The organism is Chryseobacterium oranimense (assembly GCF_900129755.1).
GTDB lineage: Bacteria > Bacteroidota > Bacteroidia > Flavobacteriales > Weeksellaceae > Chryseobacterium > Chryseobacterium oranimense.
This window is the reverse complement of the sequence record NZ_FQWT01000001.1, coordinates 477,979-493,911: the sequence shown is the minus strand read 5'-3', so window position 1 is coordinate 493,911 and position 15,933 is coordinate 477,979. Positions and strand designations below refer to the sequence as shown.

16 protein-coding genes and 1 tRNA gene are annotated in these 15,933 nt (G+C 37.9%); 10 read left to right on the top strand and 7 right to left on the bottom strand.

Annotation, left to right across the window (positions count from 1 at the left end):
- Window positions 1-2 precede the first annotated feature (2 nt).
- The 3 genes from BUB03_RS02290 to BUB03_RS02280 all read left to right on the top strand — a co-directional run bounded on the left by BUB03_RS02290 (window position 3) and on the right by BUB03_RS02280 (window position 3,026).
- Window positions 3-809 carry an SDR family oxidoreductase gene (locus tag BUB03_RS02290; RefSeq protein WP_073059969.1) on the top strand — a complete coding sequence of 269 codons (807 nt, stop codon included), beginning with the start codon at window positions 3-5 and terminating at the stop codon, window positions 807-809.
- Window positions 810-880: 71 nt separating this feature from the next.
- Entirely contained in the window at window positions 881-1,798 is a 918-nt protein-coding gene (locus BUB03_RS02285) for a helix-turn-helix domain-containing protein (RefSeq protein ID WP_073059959.1), read from the top strand.
- 109 nt (window positions 1,799-1,907) lie between these two features.
- A complete protein-coding gene (locus BUB03_RS02280; RefSeq protein WP_073059958.1) occupies window positions 1,908-3,026 on the top strand; it encodes a serine hydrolase domain-containing protein in 1,119 nt (372 codons plus the stop codon).
- A gap of 188 nt (window positions 3,027-3,214) precedes the next feature.
- On the opposite strand, the gene BUB03_RS02275 is transcribed toward BUB03_RS02280, so the two are convergent.
- From BUB03_RS02275 to BUB03_RS02265, 3 genes are all read right to left on the bottom strand, one after another.
- The gene (locus BUB03_RS02275) at window positions 3,215-4,018 is read right to left on the bottom strand and encodes an AraC family transcriptional regulator (protein WP_073059957.1); all 804 of its coding nucleotides are present in this window, start codon (window positions 4,016-4,018) and stop codon (window positions 3,215-3,217) included.
- 137 nt (window positions 4,019-4,155) lie between these two features.
- Window positions 4,156-4,884 carry an SDR family NAD(P)-dependent oxidoreductase gene (locus BUB03_RS02270; protein ID WP_073059955.1) on the bottom strand — a complete coding sequence of 243 codons (729 nt, stop codon included), beginning with the start codon at window positions 4,882-4,884 and terminating at the stop codon, window positions 4,156-4,158.
- A gap of 54 nt (window positions 4,885-4,938) precedes the next feature.
- Complete coding sequence (locus BUB03_RS02265; protein ID WP_073059954.1) at window positions 4,939-5,931, bottom strand: SDR family NAD(P)-dependent oxidoreductase; 993 nt, start codon at window positions 5,929-5,931, stop codon at window positions 4,939-4,941.
- 341 nt (window positions 5,932-6,272) lie between these two features.
- Between BUB03_RS02265 and BUB03_RS02260 the strand changes: the two genes are divergently transcribed.
- The 4 genes from BUB03_RS02260 to BUB03_RS02245 all read left to right on the top strand — a co-directional run bounded on the left by BUB03_RS02260 (window position 6,273) and on the right by BUB03_RS02245 (window position 9,370).
- Window positions 6,273-7,109 (top strand): SDR family NAD(P)-dependent oxidoreductase, encoded by an 837-nt coding sequence (locus tag BUB03_RS02260; protein WP_073059952.1) that lies wholly within the window; start codon window positions 6,273-6,275, stop codon window positions 7,107-7,109.
- A gap of 92 nt (window positions 7,110-7,201) precedes the next feature.
- Entirely contained in the window at window positions 7,202-8,152 is a 951-nt protein-coding gene (locus tag BUB03_RS02255; protein ID WP_073059950.1) for a helix-turn-helix domain-containing protein, read from the top strand.
- A 177-nt stretch (window positions 8,153-8,329) separates the two neighbouring features.
- Window positions 8,330-8,902 carry a Crp/Fnr family transcriptional regulator gene (locus BUB03_RS02250; RefSeq protein WP_040994284.1) on the top strand — a complete coding sequence of 191 codons (573 nt, stop codon included), beginning with the start codon at window positions 8,330-8,332 and terminating at the stop codon, window positions 8,900-8,902.
- Between the two features lie 78 nt (window positions 8,903-8,980).
- Complete coding sequence (locus BUB03_RS02245) at window positions 8,981-9,370, top strand: RidA family protein (protein ID WP_040994286.1); 390 nt, start codon at window positions 8,981-8,983, stop codon at window positions 9,368-9,370.
- A gap of 189 nt (window positions 9,371-9,559) precedes the next feature.
- Here BUB03_RS02245 and BUB03_RS02240 read toward each other — a convergent pair.
- A tRNA-Arg gene (locus BUB03_RS02240) sits at window positions 9,560-9,633 on the bottom strand.
- Between the two features lie 59 nt (window positions 9,634-9,692).
- On the opposite strand from BUB03_RS02240, the gene BUB03_RS02235 reads away from it, so the two are divergent.
- From BUB03_RS02235 to BUB03_RS02225, 3 genes are read left to right on the top strand one after another with little or no spacing between them, the layout of a single operon-like run.
- Complete coding sequence (locus BUB03_RS02235) at window positions 9,693-10,739, top strand: ABC transporter substrate-binding protein (RefSeq protein ID WP_073059948.1); 1,047 nt, start codon at window positions 9,693-9,695, stop codon at window positions 10,737-10,739.
- A gap of 41 nt (window positions 10,740-10,780) precedes the next feature.
- Window positions 10,781-11,425, top strand: a complete 645-nt coding sequence (gene mtgA, locus BUB03_RS02230; protein ID WP_040994289.1) for a monofunctional biosynthetic peptidoglycan transglycosylase — start codon at window positions 10,781-10,783, stop codon at window positions 11,423-11,425.
- Between the two features lie 13 nt (window positions 11,426-11,438).
- The gene (locus BUB03_RS02225; RefSeq protein ID WP_073059946.1) at window positions 11,439-13,469 is read left to right on the top strand and encodes a recombinase; all 2,031 of its coding nucleotides are present in this window, start codon (window positions 11,439-11,441) and stop codon (window positions 13,467-13,469) included.
- A 330-nt stretch (window positions 13,470-13,799) separates the two neighbouring features.
- Here the strand turns inward: BUB03_RS02225 and BUB03_RS02220 are convergent, their stop codons facing one another.
- Genes BUB03_RS02220 through BUB03_RS02210 form a run of 3 tightly spaced genes read right to left on the bottom strand, consistent with a single transcriptional unit; the run spans window position 13,800 to window position 15,915 of the window.
- Window positions 13,800-14,096, bottom strand: coding sequence for a DciA family protein (locus BUB03_RS02220; RefSeq protein WP_073059944.1), 297 nt, complete (start codon window positions 14,094-14,096; stop codon window positions 13,800-13,802).
- A 16-nt stretch (window positions 14,097-14,112) separates the two neighbouring features.
- A complete protein-coding gene (gene recF / locus BUB03_RS02215; protein ID WP_073059942.1) occupies window positions 14,113-15,216 on the bottom strand; it encodes a DNA replication/repair protein RecF in 1,104 nt (367 codons plus the stop codon).
- 3 nt (window positions 15,217-15,219) lie between these two features.
- On the bottom strand, window positions 15,220-15,915 hold the full coding sequence (locus BUB03_RS02210) for a UbiA prenyltransferase family protein (protein ID WP_317041463.1): 696 nt from the start codon (window positions 15,913-15,915) through the stop codon (window positions 15,220-15,222).
- Window positions 15,916-15,933 lie beyond the last annotated feature (18 nt).

Here is a 15,933-nt window from a genome sequence, read left to right as displayed (position 1 = left end):
CAATGAAAACGATATTCATAACAGGGGCTTCCTCCGGTTTGGGGAAAGCAACAGCAAAACTACTGGCATCAAAAGGATGGAATGTAATGGCGACGATGAGGCATCCCGAAAAAGAAACTGAACTGGATCAAATCAAAAACATCCATATTCTTCCTTTGGATGTAACAGATCTTTCATCTATTGAAAAGGCAGTTGCGGTGGCTGTTCAGATTGGTCCGGTAGATGTGGTGTTCAATAATGCAGGATACGGCCTGACAGGTCCGCTGGAAGGATACAAGGATGAACAAATCACCCGACAGTTCAATACCAATGTTTTGGGTGTAATCCGTGTAACAGAGGCTTTTCTTCCTCACTTACGGGAAAAAAGCAGTGGCTTAATTATCAGCACAACTTCTATCGGCGGATTGGTCACATTCCCGTTTTCTTCCATTTACCATGCTACAAAATGGGCTATTGAGGGCTGGAGCGAAAGCCTGTCTTTTGAGCTCGCCGCACACAATATTCAGGTAAAGACCATTTCTCCTGGCGGAATTGCTACCGATTTTATGAGCAGGTCGCTGGATGTTGGCAAGCATGAAGCTTATGCAGAACAGTTTGACAAGTTTCTGGCAAGCTTTGAAAACAGTGAAAGCCCGCTTCAATTCTCAAGTCCTGAATCTATTGCCTCTGTAGTTTATGAGGCTATAACAGACGGTAAAGATCAGCTTCGCTACCTGGCGGGCGATGATGCTATATCAACGTATCAGCACAGACTGGACATCGGGGCTGAAGAATTCAGAAAACAAATTGCAAAAGGATTGGCGAGGTAAATCGTTGTAGTTAAAAATAGCTAATTTTAAACGGTCAATTCATGTATAAAAAAAATTCTTAAAATTAAATCATGATCGATAAATCAGTTAAAAAAAAGGAACTGCATTATTATAAGTCAATTACTGATTTATGCAGAGGGCTGGGAGTTGCCAGCCCTTTACATCCCCTTATCGTTTCTGTCAATCACGCTGACATTTCTCCGGAATCCGAAGTAAAATATCTTGTTCACGACTTTTATATGGTATCCTATAAAAGTAACCTAAAAGGAAAGTTGAAATATGGACAAGGGTATTATGACTTTGATGAGGGCGGATTAATATTTGTAGCTCCGGGACAGGCTCTTGCAGTGGCTGATGATGACATTTGTAGTGGACGCAGCCTCTTCATTCATCCGGATTTTTTTGCCGGGCATCCACTTGCGAGGTTAATAAAAAAATTCGGATTTTTCGGTTACAATATAAATGAAGCTCTTCATCTTTCAGAAAAAGAAAAGAATAAAGTTCTTCACATTTTTGAAGATATTAAGGAAGAAATCGAAACGGTAATAGACGACACAAGCCAGGAACTGATCATTTCATACCTTGAAGTTTTGCTTAATTACAGTAACCGCTATTATAAGCGGCAGTTTATCACCAGAAAAGCCATAAACAGTCCTTTAATAGAGCGGTTTGAAACGCTGCTCAACCATTATTATGAAGAAGGAGAATCAATGCAGAAAGGTATTCCTTCAGTCAGTTATTTTTCGGCGCAGTTGAATGTATCATATGGTTATCTGGGTGATCTCCTAAGAAATATGACCGGGATGAATACGCAGCAGCATATTCATGCTAAATTAATCGAAGTTGCCAAACAAAAGCTGTCGACATCGGAACTTACTGCAGCTGAAATTGCTTATGAGCTGGGATTTGAGTATCCGCAATCATTTAACAAACTTTTCAAAAACAAAACCGGGCTGACACCATTGCAATTTAGGGAACAGCTTAATTAAGCTCAACATCAACCGTAAAAAACAACCTTACAAAGTCCAGTAAATAATAGCTAATCAAATTTTATTCCTTGCTTTTCAATAACTCTGTCCAAAAAAGTAAAATAATATAATGAACACCGTTAAAAATCTTAAGGTCATATTTCTGATCATCCTCGCAGCCTCAAATTCATACGCACAAGATATACAGCAAAAAATAAAAAATATTGTTGACTCCACTTACGCTGCCGATCCAAAAGCTGTAGGTTTTGCATTATATGTGGAAGCCCCGGATCAAAATCTTTCCTTCAACTATGCGGTTGGATATTCAAATCGAGAAACAAAGCAAAAACTAACAGCAGATCAGCCCGTACTGATTGCGAGTACAACCAAACCTTATGTCGCGGCCACCATCTTGCGATTGGTTGAAAAAGGGAGATTGGATATCAATCAACCGCTAAAAAAATATCTTACTCCAAAATCTGATCAGGTATTATCAACTGCTGGCTATCATACGAACAGCATCACCTTAAAACATCTTTTATCCCATACATCAGGTATAAGAGACTATGTGGATGAAGGATATTTTAAATTTATCGGAGAACATTCACAACATGCGTGGACACGGGAAGAGCAGATCGCAAGAGCAGCTGGACTAGGCAAACCGTTGTCAGATCCCGGCGAAGGTTTTCACTATGCCGATATCAACTTTGTATTACTTACCGAAGTTATTGAGAGTGTAACACACCAGCCGTATTACAAAACGATGAGAAAACTGCTGGGCTATGAAAAGCGAGGTTTGAAAGTTACCCGATTTGCAAAATTTGAAAATGCACCTGAAAATATAGCTTCACAGGCGCATCAGTATTGGGATCAATTTGGATGGGACACGTACAATCTGGATCCATCATGGGATCTGTATGGCGGAGGTGGAATCGTAACCAATGTGAAAGAAATGGCTATGTTCTTTCAGCAGCTATTCAATGGTAAGATTATCAAAAACAAAAATGTTCTCGCTCAGATGACAACTGATGTACCGCCAAATTTGGAAATCAACTATTGTCTTGGTATTCGCAAAATCAAGTATGCAGGGCTTTTAGGGTATAATCACGGAGGTGGATTGGGAACAGATGCTGTTTACATCCCTCAGTTGAACGCTTCTATAGCAGTCGTGGCTCTGGAAGCAGGTCATCGTCCTGCCGCAGTTGAAATCAGTAAGAAAATAGCAGCTTTACTTAACAGTAATAAATAATGAAATTATATACTTTAGTGTACCATAATTTATTTCATTTTATACAACCAAACCTATGGTACATTATAGTATATCGTTACCTAAAAAACATTTGTTTTCATTAGCCGAATATTGCAAGTCAGTAATCTAACAACAATATAGATTGTAGCTATAGAAATTGATTGGTAGAAGATTTTAACTATAAAAATTTAAGGGACTAAAGAGCTCGGTGCAATCCCGAATTGCTTTTTGAAAGCAAATGAAAAATGGGAGAGGTTTTCAAATCCTACCTCATAGCAAACTTCCAATGGCCTTTTTTTCTTTTCTGTAAGCTGATAATAGGCAAGTTCCAAACGTTTATGTGTTAACCATCGTTGTGGAGTCATCGTGAAAGCCTTTTTGAAATCCCGCTTAAATGTGGTAAGGCTTCTGCCCGTGAGGTAACCAAATTTTTCCAGCGGAAGATTGAACATAAAATTCTTTTCCATATAGTCGACAAGATTGATTTTTCCGGGCTCTTCAAAATTAGCAAGCACATGATCGATTTCCTGGTTCAGGGTTCTGAGAATACTGATGGCTTCGGTAATTTTAATGGAAGCAATATCCACAGGGATGTCCTTCATGTCAAAATAGGGAATAAGCGATGCCAGGCAACTTTCCAGCAGAGGATGATTATTGAAACAAAAAATCTTCGGTGAATTTTTGGGTTGAGGGTTTATATTCTTGTCTGCATAAAAATTCTTTAATGTTTCCAATGATAAATGCATGACCACGGTTTTGTGGGGTTCACCGTCTTTAGGGTAATTGATAATAGTAGCCAACTGATTTCTGGGAATTAGAAAAATATCCCCTTTTCCAAATATATAGGTTGCATCAGCCTGTACAATCTTGGTTTCTCCTGAAAGGAACCAGACCAGCATATGCTCGTCAAACATAATGTCCGATTTGAAAAACTTGTCTTCGTAGCTTGAAAGCTTTATATCTTTTGTAATGTATCGGGCTTGGTATTCCATGATTTTTGCTTTTTTAAGAAAGAAATCAATAAGGTAAAGATAAGAAATAACATCATTTACTTTGTTTAAAAGTTCATTGTTAATCGTAAGAGAAGCAAAATGGCTATCTTGCCTCTCTTTTATGATTGTAATCAGTTCTATATAGATTGTCCGCCATCCACCAGAAAGTTGGCTCCGGTCAGAAAACCTGCATTTTCACTTGTTAAATAATGGATCATATCAGCGACTTCTTCTGCTTTTCCCATTCTTCCCATTGGAATGCTTTGTATCAGATGATTTTCCAATTCTTCATTTAAACCGATTTTATCCATAATTTCTGTCGCTATAGGGCCTGGACTTACAGCATTAATGCGTATTTTTCTCGAAGCCAGTTCAAGTGCCGCTATTTTTACAACTGCATTGATGGCAGCTTTACTGGCGGCATATATAGAAGCGCTTTGTGGCGAAATGGTTGCAGAAGTAGAAGAAAGTATAATGACAGAAGCGCCATCATTAAGTAACGGAATAAAGCGGCTTAATGTAAAAAAGGCTCCTTTGAAATTCACATTCATGATTTCGTCAAATAAACTTTCCGTTGTCTGCTCAATGGTGGAAAATTTTGTAATGCCGGCATTGATAAGCAAGATATCAACTTTTCCAAATTGTTCCTTTACCTGACTGACCAGATTTTCTATGTCATTTAATTTTGACTGGTCAGCAATCATTGCTGTTGCATTCAATTCATCAGCAGCTTTCTCAATAGCTTCTTTCCGTCTTCCGGTGATGATAATGTGGGCGCCGTTTTCTTTTAGCTTTTTGGCTGTGGCATAGCCAATACCGCTGTTACCACCAGTAATAACGGCTATTTTGCCTTTTAAATTTTTCATTTTTTTTGTTTTTCAGGATTGAGTTAAATAAAACATGCAGAGAATTATCAGGATTTATGGATTGAAGGTGATCCCAGTCATCTCTTCAGTCAGTTTCCATAGTTTCTTGGCATTGTTTTCATCCAGTGAATAAGGATTTACTCCTTTCTGGTCGGTAATATCTGATGAAAGTACTGCGATGTCCCCATCCTCACAATAGACTCCACCAATATGCTCAAGTAATGGAGTGGTAGCGCACCAAACTGTTGTAGCAGCTCCTTGTGGGACGGTTTTTAACGAGGCCGCTACTTCAGGTAACATATTGCCATCTGCATCCATGAAACCCATTTTTTGAAATAGTTCCAGTGGAGCTTCCCTGCCTAATTCTGTTCCGCCAATAGAACCGGGATGAACCGCATAGCTTCTGATATGGGAAGATTGTCCCCGCACGTCCAGTTCCATCGAAAAAAGATTGACTGCAGTTTTGGACTGTCCATAGCCCTGTAAAGTTTCATATTCTCTATGCAGGAAGTTAGGATCATCAAAATTAAAAGACGCAAAATGATGACCGTGGGAAGAAACATTAATAACCCTTGCTCCATTGGCTTTTTTAAGTGCAGGCCATAATCCGGAGGTGAGTTGAAACACAGCTAAATAATTGGTCGCCAGCTGGGATTCTATACCCCGTTCATCTCTACGTAATGGTACCCACATAATACCCGCATTGTTAATGAGTAAATGCAAAGGTCTTCCTGACGCGATAAAGTTTTCCGCGAAGGCATCAATAGAGGTGGGTGACATTAAATCCATTGCGGCAATTTCCACATTGGCAATTCCTTCCAGATTTTTCTTTGCCTTTTCAATATCACGTGCAGGTACGATTACGGTAGCTCCTGCTGCGGCGAGAACTTTTGTGGTTTCCAGTCCAATTCCGGTATTGCCACCTGTAACTATGGCAACTTTCCCGGTAAGATCGATGTTTTGAATGACATCATGAGTTGTTGATTTTGCATTGAAGCCAGAACCGATAGGTTGTTGTTGAGCTCCCTGATAATTATTCTTTTCCATTTTGAATACGTTTAATTGTTATTACTGAGACAAAATTAGAGAAGCTTAACCTGCTCTGCTTTGTTCAAAAGGCCTAATTAACTTTGTTCAAAAGGGCAGGCGATTTTATAACAATGATTGCAAGTGTCCAAAAAATCAAATCATTTAAACCGAATATAAATGTTTAGATTTAAATAATTCCTGCTGATTTTCCATGTGGTAAGGATAGATGTTTTGGGTTCTACGGTTCCCAAATACCAGCAGTTCGTTTTTCTTTGTTTTGGTTAGGATAATCCTCATTCCGGCAACGCAAGTATATCTGTTTAGGAGCAACTTTGCATTAAGATTAATACAATTAAAAAATGGAAAATAAACAGAAAGAAAAAGTTTGGTTCATTACAGGATCTTCAAGAGGATTTGGAAGAATATGGACAGAAGCCGCTTTGAAACGCGGAGACAAAGTAGCTGCTACAGCACGTAATATCAATAGTATTACAGCCTTAAAAGAAACGTATGGCGATCAGGTCTTGATTCTTGAAGTGGATGTAACCAATGCCTCCCAAGTGCAAAACGCTATTAGCCAAGCCAACGAATATTTTGGAGGATTAGACATTGTACTCAATAATGCCGGATATTCTCTGGTGGGCACCATCGAAGAAGGCAGTACCGATGAGGTAAAAGCCATGTATGAAACCAATATTATAGGACCTATCCATGTAATTCAGGCAGCATTACCTATACTGCGGGCCCAGGGTCACGGCCATATTTTGGGAACATCCAGTGCCGTTGGCATTTACAGTAATCCTCTAATCGGTTATTATTGTTCTTCAAAATTTGCGTTTGAGGCGATTTACAATAGCTTATCAAAGGAAGTTGCAGAATTTGGCATCAAAGTAACGCTGATTGAACCGGGAGCTTATAATACTGAATTTGGCAGTGCTGAATCGTTAAAAATAGCCGGCAAAAAACTAGGGGATTATGATAATTTGAAAAGCAGTTTAATGAAAAATTTACAAAAACTGGAACGGGGAAATCCTATGGCCACTCCCGATGCTATATTTGCCGTTGTGGATGCTGAAAATCCACCGTTGAGACTACTCTTGGGTAAAAACGATTTGCCACATATCCAACAAATCTATGTTGAACGCATCCAGGAATGGGAAACCTGGAGAACTATTTCAGAAGCAGCCCAAGGTTAATTCATCTATGATGTTTTGACATGCTTTTATTCACTTTTCCTCACAAAAGAAAAGCGAATATTGCTTAACTTGTAATCTAGAATTTTTATCACATGGCTTCAAAAAAATCGAATCATACCGTAAAAAGATTTAATACGCTGGCTGACGTAATGGAGGCCTCTGGTTTTTCGCCCCCAAAGCATCCTTTAATTGTTTTGTTAAACGGTGTAGACAAACCGCTGAAAGGTCGTGCCCCTGATAAATCGCATGTATTGAATTATTATAAAATAGCTTTTAAACCAGACACCGGAGGAGAATTAATCTACGGTCATACCAAATTTGATTTTAAAGAGGGCGGTTTGTTTTTTGTGGCTCCTCAGCAAATTCTCTCATCTATCGAAGAGAATAATAAAGAGGAAACTGCGGAACAAAAAAAACTGAGTCCACAGATCACATTACTTATAGATCCTGATTTTTTATTGCAATATCCATTGGCACAAAAGATCCATCAGTACCACTTTTTCTCTTATGCAACAAATGAAGCGTTGCACCTTTCGACCAAAGAAAAAGAAACCATCCTGTCACTTTTCAGGAATATAGAAGATGAACTTGAGAACCGTATAGACGACATGAGTCATAATGTGATCATATCGCAGATTGAACTGTTGCTAAATTATGCCCAACGATTTTATAACAGGCAGTTTCTGACCCGGAAACAGAACTATCCGAGTATAGCCGGGCGCATCGATCAGTTATTGGAGGATTATTTTAATAGCGATAAGGTGTTGAGTAGAGGAGTTCCTACCGTTAATTATCTGGCTGATCAGCTGCATATGTCAGCAAGTTATTTAAGCGATCTGTTGCGAAACCTTACAGGTCAAAACACCCAGCAAATCATTCATGATAAAATGATTTATCGGGCAAAGAATAAGTTATCTGCCACAGATCTTAGTATTTCTGAAATCGCATTTGAATTAGGTTTTGAACAGCCTCAATCCTTTAGCAGGTTGTTTAAATTAAAAACCAAACAAAGTCCACAGCAATATAGAGCTCAATTCAATTAATCTTTGCTGTTGCTTAAACACTAATAACATAGCAGTAATTGTCCTATGTATTATATTTATCTACTTTAGCGCTTCACAGACAAAGGTGTTAAAGTCATTATTATATAGCTGTATATTTGATTTAAACTGATAAAGAGTTTGCGATACTAGAAATGAATAACTATCTACTTAAATTCAATGGAAGATAAATATAATTTGTTAAAAGTGCATATAGAGAAAATCGTAGCACTTACAGAAGAAGAATTTGCATTTGTAAAGCAGAGCTTCATTCGTAAAGAATATAAAAAATCCGATTGTATTTTTAAGGAGGGTGAAAACGTAAAATATATATACTTTGTATTGTCCGGCCTTCTGAAGCTCTATTATACAGATGAGAATAGTAAGGAGCATATTGTTTCATTTGCCATGGAAGATTGGTGGGAATCAGATATTCAGGCCTTTTATACCAATGGCGATGCTTCATTTACTTTAGAATGTTTGGAGGACACAGAATTACTATGCCTATCGCTGGAAAATTTTGAAAGGATGTGCAACAATCTTCAGAAGATGGAACGCTTTTTCCTGCGCAAATCAATTGCGGGTCATATAGGTTCTCAGCAGCGAATACTGTCATTTTTAACTTCTGGCGCTAAAGAAAGATATGAACAGCTGATAACCCGAAATCCCGTCTTGGTACAGCGAATTCCAAAATTGGTGCTTGCTTCTTACCTTGGTGTTTCCAGAGAGACTTTAAGCCGTCTGTTTTCTTGATTTTATTTAATTGTGAGGTTTGTCACACGAAGGAATGTGAAAATATCCAGAGCTTTGTCTCACAATAAATTTACGACAATGGAAAAGAAAGTAATCAATCCCTGGAGCTGGCAGGATGCCAGAAATTATGTGCAGGCAGTTGAAGTTAAACATGCAGATTCAACTTTATATGTATCGGGGCAATGTGCCATCAGTGAAGAGGGAATATCGAGTAATGCTGATATGAGAACGCAGATTTTTCATACTATTGAAAATCTTGAAAAAGTTATTCAATCGAGTGGATATGAAGTTCAAAATCTCGTTCGTCTCAATATTTATACCACCGATTCTTCTGAATTATTTGAAAATTTCGATGTTATACAGCAGTGGCTCAGCAAAAATCAGGTACAGCAAACTAGTACCGTTTTGGAAGTCAAATCTCTTTTTGAAACTTTAAAGGTAGAGTTTGAAGCAACTCTTGCCAGATAATTTTTTGTTATGGCATACTCAATGAAACTGTTGTAAAATGGTGCTTTCCTTATAATTTGCAGGTAATAGATCGCTTCCATTCTTAAAAGTTAGCTGTATGGACTCATCAATTTTAAAATAACTGATTGATCATGAGTTGTGTAAAATAAATATGCGCAAATTTAGACAATTTGCGCATATTGTTGTTTGTGAGCTCGACAGGATTCAAACCTGTAACCTTCTGAGCCGTAATCAGATGCGCTATTCAGTTGCGCCACGAGCCCGTTGTTTCCTTGTTGTGTAAGGGTTTGCAAATATAGCACTTTTTTCCGTTCTTTGAAAGATGAAACAGAGAATTTTACTTTTATTTACAGTTATAGCGCTAATCTCCTGTAAAAGAGAACAAAAAATTTCGTCCTCAGACTGGACCCAGATCTCAGCCCGTACCCAATTTAAAGAACAAGATGGGAACATTGAACTTAAAACGGGGAATTTTACCTATAATTTTAAATCCAATCAGACTCCTTTTAAGAAAATAATCCTTTTAAATGCGAGCATGGCGGGATATATTTCTGAATTGGGAGCAGAAAATCTGATCATCGGGGTTTCAAGCCCGGAATACATTTATTCTGAAAAAATTCAGAGCCTGTTAAAAGAAGGTAAGATTCAGAATGTAGGAAGTGAGCAGAAATATGATATAGAAAAGATTATTTCCATGAAGCCTGATGCTGTTTTTACCAATTATATTGCAAGCTTCGATAATGCTTATCAGCTTCTGAAAAATAATGGAATCCAGGTGGTTTTCCTGGATGAATATATGGAACAGCTTCCTCTGGAAAAAACGGCATACATTAAGCTTTTTGGTGAATTTTTCGGGAAAGAAAAAGAGGCCGACGCAAAATATTCCGAAATTGAAAAAAATTACAATGACCTGAAACAGCTGGCATTAAAAGCGAAAGATAAACCTGTGGTATTGAGCAATGAAATGTATGGAGACGTCTGGTATCTGCCGGGCGGGAAAACATCGGTAGCCAACTATATTAAAGATGCCAATGCTTCTTACATCATGAAAGACAACAAAGACGAAAAATCTCTCACGATGAGCTTTGAAGAAGTGTATGCCAAGTCAGGAGGAGTGCAGTACTGGGTAAATGCCGGAAGTCATGCCTCAAAAAAGGAAATGCTGACAATCAATCCCTTTTATGGAAAACTGGATGTGTTCAGTAAAGGAAAAATTTATACCATTGCAGGAAAAGAAAGGAAGAAAGCCAATGATTTTTTTGAAAGTGGTGCTGTGAGAGCTGATCTTATTCTGAAAGACTATATCAAGATCTTTCACCCTGAACTTCTTCCGGAATATCAGCTGACCTATATGAAAGAACTTCAATAACTCAGGCGAATTGTTTATTTTTGTAGTCCTTTTTAGAAATTATGTGGAAAAAAATTAAGCAGGCCATTTTTATTATTCTTGTTCTGAATGTATTTTTTATTATCTGGGGCAGGTTTTTTAATCCGCCTATTACCATTACGCAGATCGGAGGCCTTTTCGAGTTTGGAAAACTGCACAGGGATTATATTTCCTATGATGAAATGGGAAATAATGTAAAAAAGGCGGTGATTGCTTCTGAAGATCAGAAATTCTTCAACCATAACGGATTTGATTATACAGCCATTGAAAAGGCAATGAAGAATAACGAGAAAGGGAAAAGAGTACGTGGAGGAAGCACCATTTCCCAGCAGACAGCGAAGAATGTTTTCCTTTGGCAGGGAAGAAGCTGGTTCAGAAAAGGATTGGAGGCTATTTACACCTTCATTATTGAAAAGGTATGGAGTAAGGATATCATTCTGGAAAGATACCTGAACTCTATTGAAATGGGGCAGGGCGTATTCGGGGTAGAAGCAGCGGCGCAGTATTATTTTGGAAAATCTTCCAAGGATTTAAGTGCTTCGGATGCAGCCTGGATTGCAGCTGTATTACCTAATCCCAAGAAATACGATCCTAAAAATCCATCCCCTTACCTGAGAAAGAAGCACAATTGGATCCTTAGACAGATGAGGAATGTGAGTTTGAAATAGTATCTTTGTCCCAATGAAATTTTTTAATTCCAGCACAAATTTTGAATCAGTTCTTAAAAAATATTTCTCTTTTAAGAACGAAACTATTTCTTTAGAACCATTTGCCGAGTTTTTAGAGAGCATTAAGAGGGCAGATTTTACAACTGTTCTTAATTTTCTGAGAAATAATCCGGATTTTGCTGAGAATTTTAAACATTACATTCATAATATCTTTAAAGACAGGCCATTCAACCTTTCTCTTACCGAAGCCAATATTCTTTCAGAAAACGCTTTTTTCCCGGAATTAAAAAAAAGAATCCTTAATAAAGTACTGCCGCCCGTGGAAAATGAAAAAACGGTGTGGTATATGATTGATAATGTAAGTTTCAGACCCAAATCGGATCTGAAATATCTTCACAACCTTCCTGAAAATGAAATTGACGAGTTTTTAAAAATTCTCGATGCTTCAGATTTCATCACCAAACCTAACGTCAAAAAAGAGCTGATCTTTTCAATGAATATTCTTTCATGGAGAGTAACTGGGATGGCAATGGAAGTAGAGGTGGTAAGAATGGCCCCACAGTACAGAAATCTGGACAACCCTTTTCTTGCTCTTCAGAATGAGTTAGAGGCGCTTACTGAAGACCTCAAGAAAGATCCCGGATTGCAGCTGCACTCCAAAGACAGCCGTTACAAGCAGATCAAAATTTATACAGAGCATTGTCATGAATTTGTGAATATTGCTTTTAAAAACTCTGCCAAATATGGAATTTCCGGCAAAATCAACCAGTCACTGCTTAAAATCCGCCAGCAGACTGAAAGAATCTACGAGATTGTACAGCTCCTGGTGATCGACAGTGAAGAGGATATAACCATAAAATCGAAGCAGCTGATTTTTAATATACTCAATTACAAATCTCACAAAAACAATATTGCAGACCTGATCAACGACAGTACCCGTCTGCTCTCGCATCTCATTACCAATCACACGGCAGAAACCGGCACCCATTATATCACTTCCACCCGGAAGGAATATATGACGATGTTTTATAAAGCCAGTGGAGGTGGGATCATTGTAGGAGCACTTTGCGTCCTGAAAATGCTTTACGGATATATTCCCGGAAGTGATTTCTCCCATGCGTTTTTATATTCAATGAACTATGCCATGGGGTTCGTTATGATCTATCTGATGGGCTTTACCCTTGCGACCAAGCAGCCTGCCATGACAGCGGCGACGATGACGAAAGTTCTGTCTGAAGAAGGCAACAGTAAACGTAATAATACCGAATTTGCCCATCTTGTATCCAAGCTCTTCAGAAGCCAGTTCATTGCTTTTGTAGGGAATGTGCTGCTTTCATTTCCAATTGCACTGGCGATTATTTATGGTCTGGATGTATTTTTCTCCCAGAATTTGGCGGTAGAAAGATCAGATAAATTATTGAAAGACCTGGATCCGTTCAAGTCAAAAGCTATCTTGCATGCAAGTATTGCAGGATTTTACCTGTTTATTTCAGGGATCATTTCAGGAAATATCGGGAACAATTCCGTATTCTACCAGATTCCGGAAAGGATTGCAAAAAACCTTTCCATCAGAAGTTTTTTTGGTAAAAAGTTTGCGAAAAACTTATCCAAATATTATGCTAAAAACTGGCCGGGAATTGTTTCCAACTTCTGGTTTGGGGTATTTTTAGGGGCAACAGCTCCCGTAGGTTTGTTTTTCGGGTTAGATCTTGATATCAGGCACATCACTTTTGCGGCCGGAAACTTTGCTTTAGGACTTTACGGGAAAGATTTTTCAGTGGATTCTTATACATTCTGGATCTCATTCATTACTGTTTTTCTGATAGGATTTTTCAACTTCCTAGTAAGCTTTTCATTATCCATGTTTTTGGCGTTCAGATCGAGAAAAATGAACTTCGGACAGGTGAGCGAAATCTACAGGGAGATTTTCAAATATTTTGTAAAGCATCCGTTCAAGTTTTTCCTTCCGCTGCGTTCAGGGCTGGATAAAAAGGCAGATGATTTAATGAGCAGTACGATTTCCAGTAAATCCGAGGAACATTAATCTACCTATATTAAAAAACGCTCCCGAAAGGAACGTTTTAATTATTAACACCTGTTAATTCAAGCTATTTAACAAATTTATAATTTGCATTTGCCTATATGCAAGGCTCCATTATGGGACACTTAGCTGGAAGTGTAGTATAGTAGGTACATTCACCGGTGGCACAAACTGTTTGACAGCATATTGTTGCTCCGGAACCTGCAATTTCTTTTAATCTTTCTCTGCTTAATTTCTTGATTGACTTTTTCATAGTAACGTGATTTATTTGTTTAGCATCCAAATGTATTAATTTAATCTGAAAATTCTGTATTTCGATTGATTTTTAATAATCTATACAATACGAATGTCATTAAATTTATCTTCACCAAACTTATCCTGAAATTTTTTAAGATAAAAGCTTTTCCGCATCTGGAAATCATGTTTCAGGATAGGAGAATCAATCTTAATGATAATACATTTATTTTCAATATTAACGCTTTTGATCTCACTGAAAAGGCTTTCATCCAGATAATCTTCAAGAAAATCCTTGATTTCAAAAGCAATCAGCTTATGCTCAAAACCATGAATCCTTGCAAAAGATTTTACAAGTTCCGAGGATTGAAATTCACGTTTTTTATTCTTCTTCATGATGTGGGTTGAGGTATCAAACCTCAAAAATTATACTTTCTTCGTTAATCTTCTTCACCACACTTTCCGTGCGTTCCCTGTGTGTATCCGTAATAAAAATCTGTCCGAAACTTTCCTGATTAACCAATTCGATTAATTGCGAAACGCGGGTATCGTCGAGCTTATCAAAAATATCATCAAGCAACAAAATCGGAGTTTTTTTTGTTAATTCCTTAATAAGACTCATTTGGGCCAGTTTTAAAGAGATCAGGAAAGATTTCTGCTGCCCCTGTGATCCGATTTTTTTAATCAGCACGTGATCCATCTCAAAGATAAGGTCGTCTTTGTGGATACCTTTTGAAGTATAGGTCAGCATCCTGTCTCTTTCAAGGCTTTCTTTTAAAAGCTGCTGGAAAGCTTTGTCAGGCTGAGCAGAGTCAAAGCTTTCCCTTAAATCAGACTGATAGTAAACCGAAACCGCCTCTTTTCCTCCGGAAATAATTCTGTAAAAATTCTGAACAATGGGCCCGAGTTTCTCAACAAAATTTCTTCTTTTCTCAAAAATACTGGTCCCGAATTTTGTGATAGGAGCATCATATATTTCCAGGGAATCCTTATCCCAGGTTCTGTTTTTGGCAAAATATTTTAAAAGTGCATTTCTTTGCTGAACCGTTTTCTGATACTGGATCAGGTCAAAAAGATATTCCGAATCCGTTTGGGAAATCATAGAGTCCAGAAACTTTCTCCGGCTTTCCCCGGAATCCGAGATCAGGTTCGAATCATAGGGGGAGATCATTACACTTGGTAGGTAGCCGATATGGTCTGCAAGCCTGTCGTAACTCTTATCATTTTTTTTAATGATCTTTTTAGCCTCTTTAGGCTGGGAGATTTTAATGATATCTTGGCTGTCTTCGTTCAGAATCTCAGCATCAATGGTAAAAAAATCTTCTTCTCTTTTAATATTGTTAAGATCCGTATTGCCCAAAAAGCTTTTTCCTACGGATAAATAATGAAGTGCATCCAGGATATTCGTCTTTCCGGCACCGTTATTTCCCACAAAACAGTTGATCTGCGGAGAGAATTCAAACTTCTTCTCCGAATGGTTTTTGAAATTGTAAAGGGAAAGCTTTTTGATAATCATTCGTCAAAAATACTCCATTATTAGTAAAAATAAAAAGGGAAGTGCAGAACAGGTTTCTACCCAGAATGAAAAATAGGTGTCATCTCTTTTATTTTCAGAGAAATAGATCAGAATAAACGTAATGATTCCTGATAAAAAAAAGGCTGTATCATAAACAGGTTTAAGATAAAATGCAGCAAGAAGTATACTGATAAAGACAAGTATGTAGGCAATATATTTTGTATTCTGTACTCCAATCAGTTTTGGAAAAGTCTGTACCGTATCGCTTCCCATATCCCGGATATCAAAAGGTAATACGAGTGCCGTTATAAAAAAGAAACTGATCAGGAATATCGGAAAGCTAAATTCCGGAAGCGTAAGCCAGCAGTTGACCAGTGCCCAGACCAGCCCAACATAAAATACCTTCAGCAATGGAATCTTCCGGATGTAAACATCCAGAAAAAAGCTGTTATAAAGCAGTCCCAGAACTACAATGATGAACCATTTCAAAAGTCTGATCTCATTATGGTTGTGAATGATCAGAAAAGCACAGATAATACCCGCCACCGCATTCAGAACCAGGATTTTCATAAAATGCCTGGTATATTGATATTTAGTGTAAAGGTAACCGCTGAAGTAAGTGATGAAAATAAGCAGTACTGTAGGGAAACGGAATGTGTTTTGCTCTTTCATGAAAAATACTGCAAATAAAGTTCCCATAACGGAGACATAAATTTG